This is a genomic window from Streptomyces sp. KPB2, assembly GCF_003950055.1.
Taxonomy (GTDB): Bacteria; Actinomycetota; Actinomycetes; order Streptomycetales; family Streptomycetaceae; genus Streptomyces; species Streptomyces salinarius.
In genome coordinates, this window is record NZ_CP034353.1 from 714,785 (window position 1) to 733,114 (window position 18,330).

Here is an 18,330-nt window from a genome sequence, read left to right on the forward strand (position 1 = left end):
GAAGTGCGACCGGCGTACCGGCACGTCAGCATGGTCGAGCGGCGGAATTGGCGATACTGGCGCACACGGGCACCACAGACACCAAGGTCACTAGGAGCCAACGCAATGAGCAGCACTACAGCGCAGATCGGCGTCACGGGTCTCGCGGTCATGGGCCGCAACCTCGCGCGCAATTTCGCCCGCAACGGCTATACGGTCGCGGTGCACAACCGGACCGCGTCGCGCACGCACGCGCTGGTGGAGGAGTTCGGGAGCGAGGGCGCCTTCGTCGCGACGGAGACCGCGAAGGAGTTCGTGGCGGCGCTGGAACGGCCGCGCCGCCTGGTGATCATGGTGAAGGCCGGTGACCCGACCGACGCGGTGATCCGGGAGTTCGCCCCGCTCCTGGAGCCCGGCGACATGATCATCGACGGTGGCAACGCGCACTTCGCCGACACCCGGCGCCGGGAGCGCGAACTGCGCGAGCAGGGGATCCACTTCGTGGGCACCGGCATCTCCGGCGGCGAGGAGGGCGCGCTGCACGGCCCGAGCATCATGCCGGGCGGCTCGAAGGAGTCGTACGAATCGCTGGGCCCGATGCTGGAGAAGATCTCGGCGCAGGCCGCGGACGGGGCGCCGTGCGTCACACACGTCGGCCCGGACGGCGCGGGGCACTTCGTGAAGATGGTGCACAACGGCATCGAGTACGCCGACATGCAGCTGATCGGCGAGGCGTACCAGCTGCTGCGTGACGTCGCCGGATACTCCCCCGCGCAGATCGCGGAGATCTTCCGCACCTGGAACACCGGCCGTCTGGACTCGTATCTGATCGAGATCACGGCGGAGGTGCTGTCGCACGTGGACGCGGCGACGGGCAAGCCGTTCGTGGACGTGGTGGTCGACCAGGCGGAACAGAAGGGCACCGGTCGCTGGACCGTGCAGATCGCCCTGGACCTGGGGGTGCCGGTGTCCGGCATCGCGGAGGCCGTCTTCGCCCGCTCCCTCTCCGGTCACGCGGCTCTGCGCGAGGCGTCGCGCGGCCTGGCGGGCCCGAAGGCGTCACCGCTCGGCGAGTCGGAGGCGGCGGCCTTCGCCGACCGGGTGGAGCAGGCGCTGTACGCGTCGAAGATCGTGTCGTACACGCAGGGCTTCCACGAGATCGCGGCGGGCAGCGAGGAGTACGACTGGGACATCGACCTGGGCGCGGTCTCCGCGATCTGGCGCGGCGGCTGCATCATCCGCGCGGCCTTCCTGGACCGGATCCGGGCCGCGTACGACGCCCGGCCGGACCTGCCGAGCCTGCTGTCGGACGAGACCTTCGCCCAGGAGATCGCCGCGGCGCAGGACGACTGGCGCGAGGTCCTGGTCGCCGCGACCCGGCAGGGCGTACCCACCCCCGGCTTCGCCGCCGCCCTCGCCTACTACGACGCCCTGCGCGCCGAGCGGCTCCCCGCCGCGCTGACCCAGGGGCAGCGGGACTTCTTCGGGGCGCACACGTACCGCAGGACGGACCGGGACGGCGCGTTCCACACGCTGTGGGGCGGGGACCGGTCGGAGGTCACCGCGTAGTCGCTCTCCCGGGTCCGCCCCTCCCCGGGCCCGGCCCACCCTTCGCTCAGGTGAGGGGCGGCCCCGGCTCGGGGTTGGGCACGGGCTCGGGCCCCGGCGGAATCGGCGACGGCGAGGGCCCTGGAGGCCCGGGGGGATCGGGCGGCGGCTGCGGTCCGGGGCCCGGGGGCGGAGGCGTCGGCTGTGGTCCGGGGCCGGGAGGCTGAGGGGTGGGCTGCGGTCCGGGGCCGGGAGGCTGAGGGGTGGGCTGCGGTCCGGGGCCGGGAGGCTGCGGCGTGGGTTCCGGACCGGGGCCGGGGGGCGGAGGCGGCGGGCTCGGTTCCGGGCCGGGGACCGGCGGCGTCGCCGGGTCGGGCTGCGGATGCGGGGGTTCCGGGTCCGGGCCGGGAGCGGGCCCCGGGGTGGGACCGGGCGGGACGGGATCCGGATACGGGTTCGTCATGGCGCTGTCCTCCGGCCAGTCGGTCGACGTCGGCTCTCTGGACTTGTCCCCCGCCTACCCGAGCGCTGCCGCCCCACTCACCCTTCTGTACGAGGGCCCGGGCCCGGGCGGCCCAGCCGGGGCAGCGGGTACGGCGCGTACAGCGGATACAGCGGGTACAGCTGGTCCCGATGACCTGGACGCCCCGGACGCGCCGCACTGGCCCGACGCCCCGGACGCTGCCGATGCGCCGGGCTTGCCGGATGCCCCGGACGCTATGGATGTCCCGGGCTTGCCGGACGCCCCGGACGCCTGGGATGCCCTGGGCTCGCGGGACGACCCCGACGCTACGGCTGCCCCGGGCTCACCCATGACCCGGAAGGTCCGGGACGACCTGACCCGGGCGCCCCGGTCGAGCCGCCACCGCCACCGCCGCGGCGGCGGCCAGTCCCGGCGCGGGGCTGGCCAGCACCGGGACGCGGGTCCTCGTCGACTCGCCGGCGGGTGCCATGGACGCCTGAGCCAGCACGATCACGTCCGCGTCGGTCACGGAGTCGGCCGCCTCGGTCACCCGTCGCACATATCCGTCGGTGTCGCCGGCCTCGAACCGCGGCCAGGCGCCGTCCACCAGCCGGGTCCGCACCGTCACGGGACGGCCCGCGCGCCGGGCCTCCTCCTCGATCAGGGCCGCCGTGGGAGCGAGGGTGCTCTCCAGGGCGGCGAGGACGAGCACACGCGGGCCGATGGCCACCGCGGCGGCGGCCATCGGCCGGTCGACGCGGAGCACCGGGACGCCGACCTCGGCGGCGGCTGCCTCGGCGACGCCGCCAAGGGTGGAGCAGGTGCACAGCACGGCGCGCGCCCCTTCCGCCACCGCCCGCTCCAGCACGGCCACGACGGCGTCGGCCACCGCGTCGGGCCCCTCGCCGCGCGCCCGCTCCAGCAGCCCGGCGTCGACGTGGTGCCGCAGGGCGAGCCCCGGATGCGCCGCGTCACGCAGCGCGTCGAAGACCGGCACGTGAACGGCCGAGGTGTGCAGGAGCGCCAGCACGCGCGTCCCCCGTAGATCTCTCCGGCGCAGGGTCAGAACAGCCCGGGGTGCGCGACGAGCCACTCCTTCGCCGCACGCAGCAGCTCCGGGTCGGCGGCGGGCGCCTCGTCCGGGTGACGCTCGGCCCACTTCACGACGTACGGGCACAGCGGAGCGACCGTGACGCCCTCCCGCCGCGCGATGCCGTACAGCTCACGCGCCAGCGAACCGGCGATGCCCTGGCCCTCGTGGGCCGGTTCGACGATCGTGTGGACGGGGACGAGGGCGCGCTCGGGGGCGTCGAGCACGAAGTACTCGATGCGGCCGACCACCTCGTCGGCCGCGATCGCCCTCAGCCGCCCGGCGGCCCGGTCGTCACGGATCTCGATGTCACTCACGGCCACGCTCCTCGTCCCTGCGGGATCGGTACGTCAGGCCGACACGGCCTGAGGGCTGCGTTCCTGGTCCGAGCCCGGCACCGGCTCGGACGCGTCGGCACCCAGGGCGACGATACGGTTGTCGCCGTCCACATGCACGACCCGGGGCTTCAACGCCCGCGCCTCGGCGTCCTCGACCTGCGCGTAGCTGATGAGGATCACCAGGTCACCGGGGTGCACGAGGTGGGCCGCGGCCCCGTTGATCCCGATCACGCCGGACCCGCGCTCCCCCTCGATGACGTAGGTCTCGAGCCGGGCCCCGTTGGTGATGTCCACGATGTGCACCAGCTCACCGGGCAACAGATCGGCGGCGTCCAGCAGATCGGCGTCGATGGTCACCGAGCCGACGTAGTGCAGGTCGGCCTGGGTGACGGTGGCGCGGTGGATCTTGGACTTGAGAACAGTGCGCAGCACTTTGGACTCCTAGGTGACGGCTCCCCGCCGCTTTCTGCAGGTCAGGGGCGTGGCTCACTCTACACCGACACCCCTCGCGCTCACCTGCCGCGCATCCGCAGAACCGGACCCCTGGTGCGCAGGGCCCGAAACCCGCGTCGGACGCGGACCGGCGGACACGGGCGGCGCCTACGCTTCCCGTAGGGACTGGATGACGCGGCCACTGACCTGGTGCGGCAGGACACGGACCCACAAGTCTCGTCTACCCCCCGCCCAGGGGCCGGCCCCGCGCCTTCGGGCCAGGGCCTCCAGCGACTCGTGTTCGGTCGGGTGCTCGGCCGTGCCCGACAGCAGGACGCTCCAGCCCGAGCCGGTCTGCTCGTCGACGTGATCGACCTCGAAGGCAACCGGCTCTCCGGCGCGGATGCCCGCCACGCCGGCCGGATCCGTGCGGTAGACGACGCTTCGCCCGTCCACGAGGAAGTTGACCGGCACCACCACCGGAGCTTCCTTGCCCGGGCCCACCGTGTAGGAGATGCGGCCGATGCCGTGTGTTCCCAGCCGCTGCCAGCACTCCTGCTCGGACAGCCGCACCAGGACCGGATGCGCGCCCGGCCCGCCCCGACCCGGCGGTGCGTCGGTCCGGCCGGTCATCAGGTCTTCGTAGGGCATCTCCAGCACGACCGCGAGCCGTGCGAGCGCCCCGGGGTCGAAGTCACCGGCCCGACTCTCGATCTCCCCCAAATACGTCGTGGACATGCCCGCTCGCCGGGCCAGCTCGTCGCGAGACATGCCCAACTGCCGGCGCCGCACCGCCATACGGTCGGCCATACGGCCGGCCTCGGAAGAGGGCTGAGCCTCGTCACCTGACCGTTCTTGATCGGCGTGCACGACTGTCCACTCCATTCTTTCCGCCTTCGTCCAGGGGAGCAGAAGCACCGTCCGTCCGCCAGCGCAGTGAACCGCGGCGGAGTCCACCGCACGGCGTGCAGCCGGACCCGTTTCCGCACGGGACACCTGCGCGCCGAAGGTCCCGCAGGCCGGGGGCCCAGGCGGAACCGATGGGTGGCCCGTACGGCCTTCCCCGCCGACCGCACGCTCGATGAACAATGGAGGTGGCGAATGAAGTCGCCGCCGAGACGACCCGCGACACGGTCCTGCGGGCGCCGCGAGCACAGAACGGAAGCCGACGGAAGACAACCTCAGCACCCTGATGTCCGGCCGGAGGGCCGCGCCGTCGGCGGGGTCACGAGGAGGGCTCCATGGTTCAGGTTCAACTCGACCGGCGGACGGTGACCACCTTGGTGGCCGAAGCCACGGCAGCCCCGTCCATGCACAACGCGCAACCGTGGCGTTTCCGGTTCCTCGCAGCCGAACGTCTCGTACTGTTGCGCGCCGACCCGGATCGGGCCATGCCCCGGTCCGACCCCGGCAACCGGGCGCTGCACATCGGCTGCGGGGCGGCTCTCTTCAACCTTCGCGTCGCCGCGGTGCACGCGTCTCTGGTGCCACGTACCCGATTGCTTCCCGACCCGCTGGACCCGCTTCTTCTCGCATCCGTTCAGCTGGCCGATCTGTCGGAGGCACCGCAGGAGAAGGATCTGTGGCGGCTGCACCCGGCGATACGACAACGACGCACAAGCCGTTACCCGTTCTCCGAGAGAGACATCCCCGGGGACGTCCGGGCCATCTTGCAGGCGGCCGCGGCACGAGAAGGGGCGACCTTGCTCTTCCCGGGTCTGTGGCACGTCGAGACTCTGCTCGAACTGGTCCACGATGCCGAGAGTCGCGACCTGCTGCGGGCGGAGGGGAACGAGGACATGGTGCGCTGGACCAGGCTCGGCAGTGAGGTGGACACGGCTGTCGACGGCGTCCCCACGTACGCCTTCGGTCCGCGCAGGAGGGACGGCAAGGCCCCGGTGCGCGACTTCTCCGGACGCACGCCGGTGCCCGACCGGGAGAGCGCCGCCTTCGAGCGCACTCCCCATCTGGCCCTGCTCGGTACCCGCAGTGACGGCCCCAGGGACTGGCTGATGGCCGGCCAGGCACTGGAACGCGTTCTACTGGAGAGCACCCTGGCGGGTCTGTCCACGTCCTTGACCTCGCATCCGCTGGAGGACCGGGAGCTCCGCCTTCTGGCTCGGGATCCCGGTTCGGGCGTCGGCCACGTACAGATGGTGCTTCGTCTGGGGTACGGGCCGAAAGGGCCGGCCACGCCTCGCCGGCCCGTGCCGGATGTACTGAGTATCGGCTGAGGAGAGCTTGCTCCCCTGGACGGCAGACACGCGGGCGATGCACCGGGTCGGCGGCGCCCGGATGCAGCAAGAAGGGCGGTGAGGTACCCCTCAGAAGGAGAGAGCACCATGGTCACACGGAGTGGAGGCTGCCTCGTGAGGTCAGCAACCGTCAGCGCGGGCCTTGTCGCACGAAAGGCTCGTTGTGCCTGAGCCGGGGCGCCGCGAGGCTCCGGCCGCGGCACAGCGCGCGGACGTCTGTGAGACGCACACTGCGGTGGTCCTCTTCGTGGGGGATCGCGTGTACAAGCGCAAGAAGCCGGTGAATCTGGGCTTCTTGGACTACACCACCTTGTCGTCGCGTCGCGCCGTGTGCGAGCGGGAGATCGAACTCAACCGGCGGTTCTCTCCGGACGTGTACATGGGCCTGGGCGAGCTCCGCACCCCGGGTGAACAAGAGGCCGAGCCACTCGTGGTGATGCGGCGCATGCCCGATGATCGCCGCCTGTCTCACCTCGTACGGACGGGAGCACCCGTCGACGACGCCCTACGGGCCGTCGCCAGGCAACTGGCCGCCTGGCACGCCGCCGCACCCCGGGGCCCCGCCATCGCGGAACAGGGCACACGGGACGCCCTGGCGTCGCGCTGGGAGGCCGGCTTCGCTCAGGTAGACGCCATGGCGGCCGAGGGCCCGACGCCGGGTGAGACGGCGGAGGTCGAACGGCTGGTCCGCCGCTATCTCGAGGGACGCAAGCCCCTGTTCGACCTCCGCATCGAACAGGACCGGGTGCTCGACGGGCACGGTGACCTCCTCGCCGACGACATCTTCTGCCTCGACGACGGGCCGCGGATCCTTGACTGCCTGGAGTTCGACGACCGTCTCCGCTACGTCGACGGCCTCGACGACGCCGCGTTCCTGGCCATGGACCTCGAGCTGCTCGGTGCACCCGAATCCGCGGCGTTCTTCCTCACCCAGTACGGCGAATACTCCGGTGACCCCGCACCGCCGTCCCTGTGGCACCACTACGTCGCCTACCGTGCCTTCGTCCGGGCCAAAGTGTCCATGATCCAGGCACGGCAGGGCGCGCCCGGCGCGCAGGCGGCGGCGCGACGGCTCGTCCTGATGGCGCTGCGCCATCTGAGGGCCTCGGCCGTCGGCCTGACACTCGTCGCCGGACTTCCGGGCACCGGGAAGTCCACGCTGTCCGGCGCGCTGGCCGACCGTCTCGGAGCGGTGCTGCTCAGCAGTGACCGTGTGCGCAAGGAGATGGCGGGGCTCTCCGTGCAGCAGAGCGCCGCGGCCGGCTACGGCGAGGGGCTGTACACCCCCGAGTGGACGGCCAGGACCTACGCCGAACTGCTGGACCGGGCAGCAGCTCTCATGGCCCGGGGTGAATCCGTGGTTCTGGACGCCACGTGGATCGACTCGGACCAGCGCGAGGCGGCGCGGCGCACCGCCGAGATCGCCGGCGCGGACCTCGTGGCCCTGCACTGCCACGTGCCGGGCGAGGTAGCGGCTGCCCGCCTGACCACCCGTACCTCCGGCGCGTCCGATGCCGATCCCGGCGTGGCCGACGCCATGGCGGCCGAAGAACAGCCCTGGGCCGAGGCGGTCGGCGTCGACACCAGCGGCTCCCTGGGCTCCGCGGTCGCCCAGGCTCTGGCAGCTGTCCGGCCCTGGGGCTCGGACCAGGCCAAGGTGTTCCGGCGTCCCTACATGGAGCCGGGCTGACGTACGACGACGTCCGACCGTCCCCGTGGGAGGGCGATCGTCACTGGCCCAGGGGGGCACGCCGCGCTTCCATGGAGGGAGCGACCGACGTTGCCGCGCCGCACGGACCGAGGTGCCCATGAACCGCTTCCTCCTCGTCGCGCGACTGCGCCGCTCACCGGCGGCCATCGCATCCCCCCGACTCGAGCACGGCCTCCTCGTCGTCACGACTGCGGCTCTGGCGGGTGGGGGCGTCGCCCATTTCCTCGACGCCACCGGCCTGGCGGACCTCTTCTGGGGGCTGGGCACCGTGTCCGCCTTCGTCCCCGCGGTGGGCTGGGTACTGGTCGCACTCCGGCGCGGGCACGCGGGCGTGGACCTGATCGCCGTACTCGCGCTCGGGGGCACCCTGGCCGTCGGTGAGTACCTGGCCGGGACCTTGATCGCGCTCATGCTGGCCACGGGCCGCACCCTGGAGGAAGCCGCTCAGCGTCGCGCCTCCCACGACCTGCACTCCCTGCTCGCGCACGCGCCCCGCTCGGCACGACGTCGCACCGACGACGACGTGGTCGGGGTGCCGCTGGGAGAGGTCGCTGCCGGGGACGCACTGGTCGTCGGCCCGGGTGAGGTCGTCCCGGTCGACGGCCGCGTCGAAAGCGCCGAAGCGGTCCTCGACGAGTCGGTGCTCACCGGTGAACCACTCCAGGCCACGCGGCACCGGGGTGAGGTGGCGCGCAGCGGCGCGGTCAACGCCGGCGGCGCGTTCGACCTGCGCGCCACCGCCACCGAACAGGACAGCACCTACGCCGGCATCGTGCGGCTCGCCCAGCAGGCCGGCGCGGAATCGGCGCCGGTGGTGCGGCTGGCGGACCGGTACGCTGCCTGGTTCCTTCCGTTGGCCCTCGCCACGGCGGCACTGGCGTGGCTGGTCAGTGGCTCCCCGGTGCGCGCGGTCGCCGTACTGGTGGTCGCCACTCCCTGCCCCCTGCTGCTGGCCGCCCCGGTCGCCGTCGTCTCCGGTCTCTCCCGTGCCTCTCGCCGCGGTGTGGTCGTCCGGGACGGTGGAGCACTGGAGAACCTGGGCCGGGCCCGCACCCTCCTGCTGGACAAGACGGGGACCCTGACCGTGGGCCGTCCTTGTGTCCTGGACGTGGTGGCCGCCCCGGGGCGCGTGCCGGCGGAGGTTTTGCGAACGGCCGCCTCGCTGGACCGGTTCTCGCCCCATGTGTTGGCCCAGGCCATCGTCGACACCGCTCGGACGCGAGGGCTGGAGCTGTCGGAGCCGACCGAGGTGACGGAGGAGCCGGGTCGCGGGGCCCGGGGCGTCGTCGACGGTCACCGGGTCTTCATCGGTCGGGACGACGACGCCCAGGCGCGGCCGGCCTGGGCGAAGGCGGTCGACAACCGCGCCCTCCTCGACGGAGCGACCGTGACGTGGCTCGCTGTCGACGAGCACCTCACCGGCGCCGTCCTGCTGCGTGACCCCCTGCGCCGCGACGCTCCGCACGCCGTGCGTCGGCTCCGGGACGCCGGCATCGGACGACTGGTGATGCTCACGGGCGACCGAGCGGCCACGGCTCAAGAGGTGGCGGCCGTTCTGGGACTGGACGGCGTCCGCGCCGAACTCGCTCCTGCCGACAAGGTGGCCGCCGTGCGCGACGAACGCAGGCACGCCGTCACGGTGATGGTCGGCGACGGGGTCAACGACGCACCCGCCCTGGCCGCTGCGGACATCGGTGTCGCCATGGGTGCCCGGGGCTCCACGGCGTCCTCCGAAGCCGCCGACATCGTGCTCACCACCGACCGCGTCGACCGCCTGGCCGACGCCGTTGTCATCGCTCAGCGATCGCGCCGTATCGCTGTGCAGAGCGCCCTCGGAGGCATGCTGCTGTCGCTGGCCGCGATGGCCGCGGCCGCTCTCGGCCTCATCCAGCCCGCCGTCGGCGCCCTGCTGCAAGAGGGCATCGACGTCGCGGTCATCCTCGACGCCTTGCGGGCCCTGCGCGCCGGCCGTGCCGAGCAAGTGGTCCTCGCACCGGCCACCGAAGCCCTCGTCCACCGGTTCGCCGCCGAGCACGACGACCTGCAGGATGTCCTCCAGGCGGTGCGTGCCGCCGCGGACCGCCTTTCCGGGGTTCCCGAGCCGTCGGCACTCGCGAGCGTCGAGGAGGCGCACCGGCTGCTCACCGAGCGACTGCTGCCGCACGAGTACGCCGAGGAGCATCAGCTCTACCCGGCTCTGGCACCGGTGCTCGGTGGCCCGGAGTCCACCGCGACGATGAGCCGCGCGCACACCGAGATCGGACGTCTGTCCCGCCGCATCGCCATCCACCTGCAGCTCGCCCACGCGAACGGCGGCCTGGCCTCCGAACAGCTGGACGACCTCCGCTCCTGCCTGTACGGCCTCAACACCGTGCTGCGCCTGCACTTCGCCCAGGAGGAGGAGAGTTACTTCTCCCTGGCCCCGTGACGTGGGCCCCACGCCGGTGGATGCCGGGCTCGCACGCGTCGACGGCCTCGACGATGCAGAGCGACTCGTCGACGCAGGGCAACGCCGCGCCGCATTGGCTGTCGGTCACGTGGCTCAACTCCTCACTCACCCTGAGACGGGTCGCGTGGCCGCGATGTCGCGCTCGACGATGTCCAGCAGCTTCTGAGCGAGGTTCCGCAAGCCGCGTCCTGCGGCCGGCTCGAGTGCGTCGGTTCTGTTCATTTTCACAGGTGCTCCGGAGTCTGGAAGAGACGGACGACCACAGCGAGGTAGCGGGCCCGACGGCGCCGTCCGTCGCCCGGTGGTCCGCCGAGAGGGTCGCCGACGCCGACGTCAGCCCGCACGCGGTGAGGACGGTTCCTCGGCGTCGCCGTGACGTCGATACCGCCAGGAAGATGGACCTTGGTCCGTCCCTCGCCTCGGGCAACGCCCACGCCCCAGCGTCATGCACGGCACCTGAGTGCGGTCAGGACCCGGCAGGTGTGAGGGAGTTCAGTGCCGCGTCGAGGCGGCGACCGGCTTCCTCGGCCACGGGCGTCATGGCGTCGACGCCCGTGAGGGTGACCATGGTGCCGGGGTCGATGGCCTCGACGACCACTCGGTCGCCGTCGCCACGGACCACGACGTTGCAGGGCAACAGGAGCCCTACGGACCGGTCGGCTTCCAGGGCTCGGTGCGCCAGAGGCGGATTGCAGGCTCCGAGGATCAGGTAGGGCTCCATGTCCTCATCCAACTTGGCCTTGAGAGTCGCCTGTACGTCGATCTCGGTCAGGACTCCGAAACCCTGGTCGGCCAGGGCCTGACGGACGTCGTGCTGCACCTGATCGAACGGACCTTCCACCTGGACGGTACGACCGTAACGCATGGTGCTTCCTCCCGGTTTCTGAGGCTACCGGGGTACCCGACGAGCGCCCTCTTCACGCGCTCCGCGAGGGAAGGTCGCGAGGTTTCGCGTCACTCGACTTCTTCTCCTTCGGCCGAGGCCGTCGGTGCCGGGCAACGGGCGGACCCATTCCGGGCAGGTGCCGCCCCGGAGCACGGCCTCCCTCTTTCGGCGCTACCGTCCTGGCAGCAGTGCCGCCACCCGTGCCATGCACTGCTCGTGACCGACCAGTACCGTGCTGACACGGAGGGCATCGGAACGCGGGGGCTGGAGGTGGCATGGCAGGCAAGGAAACGCGGCCGGGAAGGGCGGCGGGGAACGCACACAGTGGTACTTCCAGCGGTGCGTGGAGCACCTTCCTGCGGGCGGCGAGATCGTTCTCTTCGACCGCAGCTGGTACAACCGGGCCGGGGTCGAGCGCGTCATGGGGTTCTGCACCGGCGAAGAACACCGTCGGTTTCTGCGACACTGCCCCGTCTTCGAAAGGATGCTCGTCGAGGACGGGCTCCTGCTGCGGAAGTACTGGTTCTCTGTGAGTGACGTGGAGCAGCAGGAGCGCTTCCGGCGTCGCCTCGAAGACCCGCTGAAGCGCTGGAAACTCTCGTCGGTGGATCTGGAGTCGATCACCCGGTGGGAAGCCTACTCTCGCGCCAAGGACGAGATGATGGCGGCCACGGACACTCCCGAGTCCCCGTGGTACGTGGTGGAGAGCGACGACAAACGTCGGGCCCGGCTCAACATGATCGCCCACTTCTTGGACTCCATCGCCTACCACGACGTGCCGCCCCCCCCTCACTCACCCTCCCGGAACGCCCACCGTCGACCGGATACACACGGTCACCCAGGGCACTGCAGACGTACGTCCCGGACCACGCGGCTCGCTTGTGACAGGTGATTGGGCGAGGCCACCGGCACCGACGTCGTGCAGCGAACCCGTCACGTGAGCTGTGGCACCACTACGACCGGGCAGGACGCGTGCTGCAGCAGCGTGTGGGTGACCCGCCCGAGCTGAAGGCCGAAATGGCCCGACCGGTGACGGGACCCGACGACAACGAGGTCGGCTGCGGCCGTCTGATGGACCAGCACCTTGCGGGCAGGCCCTTCGACCGTCCGCCTGCGCAGCCTCACGCTCGGATACTCTGCCGCGACTTCGGCCACCAGTGTGTCGATCAGAGCGGAAGCTCGTTGCTGATGCTGGTACTCGGAGTCCTCACGTGACGTCCCGTCGTCGGCGTTCTCGTACGCCGGACACCGCCAGGCCCGCACGACGTCCAGCTCGCAGCCCCGTACGTCGGCCTCTCGAAAGGCGAACCGCACGGCCTCGCCGCTGGTGTCCGGGTTGCCGGCGCCGAGCAGGACGCGCGCGTGGGAGCCGGACAGCGCCGTCTTCTCACCCCTGACGACGACCACCGGGCAGTCGGCCCGAGAGGCGACGGCGAGGCTGACAGAGCCGAGGAGGGCGCCTTTCAGCTCTCCACGGCCTCGTGATCCGGTGACCACCGCGGTGGCGTGCCGGCCTTCGGCCAAGAGCGCGGACACCGCTTCTGCGGGCACCGTGTCGGTGTCGACCGTGAGGCTGGGATCGTATCGCCGGACACGCTCCGCAGCGGTACCAACGATGTTTTCGGCCATCACCTGCTCCGAGGGGCGTTCTCGGCCCGCCGTCGGCAGTGCTCCCTCATACCGCTCCCAGAGAGAGGCATATACCAGACGCAGGGAGAGCCCTCGGCGTTGTGCCTCGTCCACCGCCCAGTCGATGGCACGCAGGCTGCCGTCCGACCCGTCGACGCCCACAACCAGGGGGAGTGCCATCATCCCCACCGCCCTTCTCTCTTGGTGCCGGTTCATGCAGCAGGGCTGCCACCTTCACGGTGGCATCGGGCGCGCGGGTGCGGCAGGGGCGATTGGGCCCCTGCTAGGGACCTTCGACCCCAACCGCCCAGGCCGTCTCGGCCTCGTGCCGAGGGCCGGTGTCCCCATGGCCTGCGCAGTGGCAAGGGGCGAACATGAACAGAGGGGGTAGCGCGAGACGAGGCGATCGTCATGGAACGGATCCAGGTGACAAGGCGCCCCCGCCCTCCACGGCGGCCGGATCTTCCGGACCTGCGCACACCGTCGGGACGTCGCATGCCCTATTAGGCGCTGTCCGGGCGACCTGGTGCGTCGTTGTGGCATTGGCGGACTGTCGGCGGCTCACACACCGTGTGCGCTTCCCCTGATTCCGTAGCGCACGACGCGTCCGGCGCCCTGCGGTCGTACGGCGCCTGCGGCGGCGCTCCCGTCCGGGGCCGACGGTCCCTCGGAGTGCCCGGGAGACCCATGGCTCCCGGGGGCTCACCCGCCGCAGGCTGGATGTGGAAGGAGACAGAACGATGACCTCCACGACTACGCTCCCCATAGCCATGCCGGCAGAGCACCGCGAACGTCTGCTGCGGCTCGCACGCCAGGTCTCGTTCCCGTCGGGTGCGCGGCTGTTCGAAGAGGGGCGGCACGCCGATCGCTTCTGGATCATCCGCACGGGAACCGTCGTTCTCGACATCCGTCTCCCGGGCCGACGCAACGCCGTCATCGAGTCGCTGGGCCACGGAGAACTGCTCGGCTGGTCCTGGCACTTCCCGCCGTACCAGTGGCACCTGGGCGCCGAGGCACTCAGCCCGGTACGGGCCTGGGAATTCGATGCAGCGGAATCCTGCCGTGAGTACAGCTCCTCGGGGCGAGGAGGAAGCCATGCTCAACAGCCCTCACACCGTAAGTGACGTGATGACGCACACAGCTGTCGCCGTGGGTCCACAGGCCCCGTTCAAGGACGTCATCGCGCTCATGGACCAATGGAAGGTCAGCGCCTTGCCCGTACTCGAGGGCGAGGGACGGGTGGTCGGTCTCGTGTCCGAGGCCGACCTGCTGCCCAAGGAGGAATTCCGGGACAGTGACCCGGATCGGTTCACTCAGATGCGGCGCCTGACCGATCTGGCCAAGGCAGGTGGCCTGACCGCGGCGGACGTGATGACGGCCCCGGCCGTCACCGTCCACCCCGACGCCACCCTCGCCCAGGCGGCGCGCATCATGGCGCAGCGCAAGGTCAAGCGGTTGCCCGTCGTCAACGCCGAGGGACTCCTCGAAGGCATCGTCAGCCGGGCCGACCTGTTGAAGGTCTTCCTTCGCACGGACGACGACATCGCCGAAGAGGTCGGCCAGGACGTCGTCTCCCCGCTCTTCCGCTCACTGGCGGACAACGTCCGGGTGGAGGTGTCGGACGGTGTCGTCACCCTCAGGGGGCGGGTCGAGGACACCTCGCTGGTTCCCGTCGCCGCCCGCTTGGCGCGCGCCGTGGAAGGTGTCGTCGACGTCCGGTGGAATCCGGCGGATGCCGAAACGCTCGACGAAGGGTGACGGACTCACTGACTCCCCACCTACTCGGTCGCGGATGCATCGACCGCGGCTCCGTAGCCGCCACCGCCCGGGGTGACCAGGACGAACACGTCACCTGCCCGCACCGCGGTGGAGCCACAGGCCGCCATGGGCACAGCAACGCCGTCGCGTTCCACGCAGTGGTGTCCGAGGGCACCCGGCTCACCGCCTGCCATCCCGTAGGGAGGGATTCTGCGGTGTCCCGACAACACACTGATCGTCATGGCCTCGCGGAAGTGGATCCTGCGTACCACGCCGTCTCCCCCGTGCCACCGGCCGGCGCCGCCGCTGCCGCGTCGTACGGAGAACTCCTCGACGAGGACCGGTAGCCGCATCTCCAGCACCTCCGGGTCGGTCAGGTAGGAGTTGGTCATGTGCGTCTGGACTGCCGAGGCACCGTGGAAGCCGGGGCCCGCTCCGGCCCCGGAGGCGACCGTTTCGTAGTACTGGTGGTGTTCGTTGCCGAACGTGACGTTGTTCATCGTGCCGCTCCCCTCCGCCTGCGTACGCAGCGCGGCATAGAGGGCTCCGGTGACGGCCTGGGAGGTCTCGACGTTGCCGGCCACGATGGCGGCGGGTGGCTCGGGCGCCAGCATCGATCCACCCGGAACGACGAGGTGCAAGGGCCGTAGACATCCGTCGTTCAGCGGGATGTCCTGCGCGATGAGGGTGCGGAAGACGTACAGCACGGCAGCCGTTACCACCGAGGTCGGCGCGTTGAAGTTGGATTCGAGTTGCGGTGAGGAGCCGGTGAAGTCGATGGTCGCGCCGCGCCGGCGGCGGTCCACTTCGACGCGTACGGCGATCACCGCTCCGGAGTCCGTCTCGTACTGGTACTCCCCGGTGGTGAGGGTGTCGAGGGCCTGGCGAACCGCTTCCTCGGCATTGTCCTGAACGTGGCGCATGTAAGCCTGGACAGCGTCGAGACCGAAGTGCCGGATCATGCGGTTCACCTCGTCGACGCCTTTGGCGTTTGCCGCGATCTGGGCGCGGAGGTCGGCCAGGTTTGTCGTGGGGTTGCGCGAGGGGTAAGGCGCGCTGGTGAGCAGGTCCAGCGTCTCGGCCTCGCGCAAGCGGCCGTCCTGGAGCAGGAGCCAGTTGTCGAAGAGGACGCCCTCCTCGTCGATGCTGCGGCTGTCGGCCGGCATCGAACCAGGCGTCAGGCCGCCGATCTCCGCATGGTGCCCCCGGGAAGCGACGTGGAACAGCACACGGCCGGCGTGCGGCGTGCCGGCTTCTCCGAAGACGGGCGTGATCACGGTGATGTCGGGCAGGTGGGTGCCTCCGTGATACGGGTCGTTCACCGCGTAGGCCTCTCCCGGCCGCATGCGTCCGGCTCGGCGGCGGACGATTTCCCTGACCGCGGTGCCCATGGACCCGAGGTGAACCGGGATGTGCGGCGCGTTGGCGACGAGGTTGCCCTCCGGGTCGAAGAGCGCGCAGGAGAAGTCGAGGCGCTCCTTGATGTTGACGGACTGGGCAGTCGCAGCGAGCCTGGCCCCCATCTGCTCGGCGACGGAGACGAACTGGTTGTTGAAGATTTCCAGCAGCACCGGGTCCGCGCCGGTGCCGGCCCGGTCCGGGGGCACGGCGGCGGATCGGGTCAGGCGGAGATGACCGTGTTCCGTGACGGAAGCCTGCCAGCCGGGGTCGACGACGGTGGTCGCGTTGTCCTCGGCGATCACGGCGGGTCCCGGCAGCACCGCCGCTGGATGCAGTTGCTCGCGCTCGTACAGCGGCACGGTCCGCCACTCACCTCCGATGTGGAGGCGCGTGGAGCGTACGGCGGCCTGGTCGTGCGGTGCCTGCCGGCTGCCGAGCCTGCCAAGATCGGGCCGGGACGTCAGTCCTCGGGCCTCCACGGACAGGGCGTCGACCACGACGGGGCGGTCCAGCAGGAACGAGTAGAGCGCGCGGTGTCGCTCGGTGAACGCTCGTTCCATGACGTCCCGGCCGCCGAGGGGCACGGTCACCGTGGTGTCGGTCCCGTCGTAGCGCAGGCGCGCCGTCCGGGTGACGCGCACGCGCTCGTCCGCTGTGCCCTGGTCGGCGAGCGCCTGTCGGGCGGCCGACTCGAGCTGCTCCGAGACCTCACGGACGTCGCTCATGTGGGCGTCGTCCAGCGCCAGCTCCAGGGAGCGCTCGTGCACGGTCGTGAGGTCGGCCAGCCCGATGCCCAAGGCGGACAGCACACCGGCGAGTGGCGGGACGAGGACCGTGCGGATGCCCAGCGCATCGGCGACGGCGCAGGCGTGCTGCCCACCGGCCCCGCCGAACGAGGTCAGAGCGTATGCGCGGACGTCGCGGCCCCGGTGTACGGAGATGCGCTTCACCGCGGCGGCCACGTTCGCGACCGCGACTCGGAGAAATCCCTCGGCCACCTCTTCGGGGGTCCGTCGGTCGCCGGTCGCCCGGCGGATGCGGGCCGCGAGATCGGTGAACTTCCGTCGCACGACGGTCTCGTCCAGCGGTTGGTCGCCGCCCGGGCCGAAGACGTGCGGGAAACGGGCGGGCGGGATGCGCCCCAGCATCACGTTGGCGTCGGTCACCGTCAGCGGGCCACCGGCCCGGTAACAGGCCGGCCCCGGGCGCGCGCCCGCAGAGTCCGGACCCACCTGGTAGCGACCGTGGTCGAAGCGCAGCACCGAACCGCCACCCGCGGCGACCGTCTGGATGTCCAGCATCGGCACCTGGAGCCGGACACCACCGATGTGGGTGACGGGGACCCGGTCGAACTCACCCGCGTAGTGGGACACGTCCGTCGAGGTACCGCCCATGTCGAAGCCGACGACGCGGTCGTGTCCGGCCTGCTGCGACAGACCGGCCATGCCGACGATGCCGCCGGCCGGGCCGGACAGCACCGCGCTGCTGCCTCTGAAGTGGTCCGCCGCCGCCAGGCCACCGTTCGACTGCATGAACATCAGCGGGACGCCGGGCAACTCGCGGGACACGTCCCGCACGTACTCGCGCAGCACCGGTGAGAGGTAGGCGTCGACGACGGCCGTGTCCCCGCGCAGCACGAGCCTGGTGAGTGGGGATACCGTGGAGGAGAGAGTGATCTGGGGGAAACCGAGGGAGGCGGCGAGTCGCCCTACCGACTGCTCGTGCCCGGGGTGGAGCGCACTGTGCAGACAGACGACCGCGATCGCGCGGATCCCGTCGGCGTACGCGTCCCGGAGCTGAACCCCCAGGGTTGCCAGATCAGGTGCCCGTAGTACTTCACCCTCGGAGGTGACGCGCTCGTCGACCTCGATGACGCGCTCGTACAGGGCCTCGGGGAGCTCGATCTCTCGAGCGAAGAGGTCCGGTCGGTTCTGGTAGCCGATGCGCAGAGCGTCACGGAAACCGCGTGTGATCACCAGCGCGGTGCGCTCTCCGGCACGTTCCAGCAAGGCATTGGTCGCCACCGTCGTGCCCATGCGGACGCTGTGGACCACGGCGCCCGGAACAGGTTCCTCCGGGTCCAGGCCCAGAAGGCGGCGGATGCCCTCGACGGCCGCGTCACGATAGCGAGCAGGGTCCTCGGACAGCAGTTTGAGCGCGGCTATGCGGCCGTCGGGCCCTTGTGCCACGACGTCCGTGAAGGTTCCACCCCGGTCGATCCAGAACCGCCAACCTGCATGGGAGCTGGTGGGCATTGCCGTCCTCCTTGGGTGCTGTCGGCGACGTCGCCACCTCCTGAGTCCCAGGATGAGCGATCCACGCCGAAACGCGAGACGACCGCGGCACATCGGCCCCGCCCCTTCCATACTGGAAAGGGAACGCGCACACGGA

At 71.1% G+C, this 18,330-nt stretch carries 13 protein-coding genes and 1 pseudogene; 7 read left to right on the forward strand and 7 right to left on the reverse strand.

Annotated features, from left to right (window positions below; translation table 11 throughout):
- Window positions 1-105 precede the first annotated feature (105 nt).
- A complete protein-coding gene (gndA, locus tag D1J63_RS03270) occupies window positions 106-1,548 on the forward strand; it encodes an NADP-dependent phosphogluconate dehydrogenase (RefSeq protein ID WP_125627640.1) in 1,443 nt (480 codons plus the stop codon).
- A gap of 785 nt (window positions 1,549-2,333) precedes the next feature.
- Here the strand turns inward: gndA and D1J63_RS03285 are convergent.
- The 4 genes from D1J63_RS03285 to D1J63_RS03300 form a co-directional block, all read right to left on the reverse strand.
- Entirely contained in the window at window positions 2,334-3,020 is a 687-nt protein-coding gene (locus D1J63_RS03285) for an aspartate/glutamate racemase family protein (RefSeq protein WP_125627641.1), read from the reverse strand.
- A 32-nt stretch (window positions 3,021-3,052) separates the two neighbouring features.
- The gene (locus tag D1J63_RS03290) at window positions 3,053-3,397 is read right to left on the reverse strand and encodes a GNAT family N-acetyltransferase (protein ID WP_164416901.1); all 345 of its coding nucleotides are present in this window, start codon (window positions 3,395-3,397) and stop codon (window positions 3,053-3,055) included.
- Between the two features lie 33 nt (window positions 3,398-3,430).
- Window positions 3,431-3,850 carry an aspartate 1-decarboxylase gene (gene panD / locus D1J63_RS03295; protein WP_125627642.1) on the reverse strand — a complete coding sequence of 140 codons (420 nt, stop codon included), beginning with the start codon at window positions 3,848-3,850 and terminating at the stop codon, window positions 3,431-3,433.
- A 168-nt stretch (window positions 3,851-4,018) separates the two neighbouring features.
- Window positions 4,019-4,660 (reverse strand): pyridoxamine 5'-phosphate oxidase family protein, encoded by a 642-nt coding sequence (locus D1J63_RS03300; RefSeq protein ID WP_232249377.1) that lies wholly within the window; start codon window positions 4,658-4,660, stop codon window positions 4,019-4,021.
- A 431-nt stretch (window positions 4,661-5,091) separates the two neighbouring features.
- Between D1J63_RS03300 and D1J63_RS03310 the strand changes: the two genes are divergently transcribed.
- The 3 genes from D1J63_RS03310 to D1J63_RS03320 all read left to right on the forward strand — a co-directional run bounded on the left by D1J63_RS03310 (window position 5,092) and on the right by D1J63_RS03320 (window position 10,244).
- Window positions 5,092-6,084 carry a nitroreductase gene (locus tag D1J63_RS03310; RefSeq protein ID WP_125627644.1) on the forward strand — a complete coding sequence of 331 codons (993 nt, stop codon included), beginning with the start codon at window positions 5,092-5,094 and terminating at the stop codon, window positions 6,082-6,084.
- 184 nt (window positions 6,085-6,268) lie between these two features.
- A complete protein-coding gene (locus tag D1J63_RS03315; protein WP_125627645.1) occupies window positions 6,269-7,795 on the forward strand; it encodes a bifunctional aminoglycoside phosphotransferase/ATP-binding protein in 1,527 nt (508 codons plus the stop codon).
- Window positions 7,796-7,913: 118 nt separating this feature from the next.
- A complete protein-coding gene (locus tag D1J63_RS03320) occupies window positions 7,914-10,244 on the forward strand; it encodes a heavy metal translocating P-type ATPase (protein ID WP_125627646.1) in 2,331 nt (776 codons plus the stop codon).
- A 487-nt stretch (window positions 10,245-10,731) separates the two neighbouring features.
- Here D1J63_RS03320 and D1J63_RS03325 read toward each other — a convergent pair whose 3' ends face one another.
- Window positions 10,732-11,130 (reverse strand): DUF302 domain-containing protein, encoded by a 399-nt coding sequence (locus tag D1J63_RS03325; protein WP_125627647.1) that lies wholly within the window; start codon window positions 11,128-11,130, stop codon window positions 10,732-10,734.
- Between the two features lie 334 nt (window positions 11,131-11,464).
- Between D1J63_RS03325 and D1J63_RS03330 the strand changes: the two are divergent.
- A pseudogene (locus tag D1J63_RS03330) lies at window positions 11,465-12,036 on the forward strand (polyphosphate kinase 2); the annotation flags it as partial.
- Window positions 12,037-12,084: 48 nt separating this feature from the next.
- Here the strand turns inward: D1J63_RS03330 and D1J63_RS03335 are convergent.
- Entirely contained in the window at window positions 12,085-12,963 is an 879-nt protein-coding gene (locus D1J63_RS03335) for a universal stress protein (protein ID WP_241235500.1), read from the reverse strand.
- Between the two features lie 557 nt (window positions 12,964-13,520).
- Here D1J63_RS03335 and D1J63_RS03340 point away from each other — a divergent pair.
- A complete protein-coding gene (locus D1J63_RS03340) occupies window positions 13,521-13,904 on the forward strand; it encodes a cyclic nucleotide-binding domain-containing protein (protein WP_125627648.1) in 384 nt (127 codons plus the stop codon).
- On the forward strand, window positions 13,876-14,538 hold the full coding sequence (locus D1J63_RS03345) for a CBS domain-containing protein (RefSeq protein WP_164712696.1): 663 nt from the start codon (window positions 13,876-13,878) through the stop codon (window positions 14,536-14,538). The genes D1J63_RS03340 and D1J63_RS03345 overlap by 29 nt, the downstream gene beginning before the upstream one ends.
- A 20-nt stretch (window positions 14,539-14,558) precedes the next feature.
- On the opposite strand, the gene D1J63_RS03350 is transcribed toward D1J63_RS03345, so the two are convergent.
- Entirely contained in the window at window positions 14,559-18,194 is a 3,636-nt protein-coding gene (locus tag D1J63_RS03350; RefSeq protein WP_125627650.1) for a hydantoinase B/oxoprolinase family protein, read from the reverse strand.
- Window positions 18,195-18,330: the final 136 nt, after the last annotated feature.

What these genes read in the sequence shown, in the direction of transcription:
- D1J63_RS03310 (WP_125627644.1), top strand. Translation starts at nt 5,092, where the DNA reads ATGGTTCAGGTTCAACTCGACCGGCGGACGGTGACCACCTTGGTGGCC.
- D1J63_RS03300 (WP_232249377.1), bottom strand. Translation starts at nt 4,660, where the DNA reads ATGGCCGACCGTATGGCGGTGCGGCGCCGGCAGTTGGGCATGTCTCGC.
- D1J63_RS03350 (WP_125627650.1), bottom strand. Translation starts at nt 18,194, where the DNA reads ATGCCCACCAGCTCCCATGCAGGTTGGCGGTTCTGGATCGACCGGGGT.
- D1J63_RS03325 (WP_125627647.1), bottom strand. Translation starts at nt 11,130, where the DNA reads ATGCGTTACGGTCGTACCGTCCAGGTGGAAGGTCCGTTCGATCAGGTG.
- D1J63_RS03320 (WP_125627646.1), top strand. Translation starts at nt 7,914, where the DNA reads ATGAACCGCTTCCTCCTCGTCGCGCGACTGCGCCGCTCACCGGCGGCC.
- gndA (WP_125627640.1), top strand. Translation starts at nt 106, where the DNA reads ATGAGCAGCACTACAGCGCAGATCGGCGTCACGGGTCTCGCGGTCATG.
- D1J63_RS03335 (WP_241235500.1), bottom strand. Translation starts at nt 12,963, where the DNA reads ATGATGGCACTCCCCCTGGTTGTGGGCGTCGACGGGTCGGACGGCAGC.
- D1J63_RS03340 (WP_125627648.1), top strand. Translation starts at nt 13,521, where the DNA reads ATGACCTCCACGACTACGCTCCCCATAGCCATGCCGGCAGAGCACCGC.
- D1J63_RS03345 (WP_164712696.1), top strand. Translation starts at nt 13,876, where the DNA reads ATGCTCAACAGCCCTCACACCGTAAGTGACGTGATGACGCACACAGCT.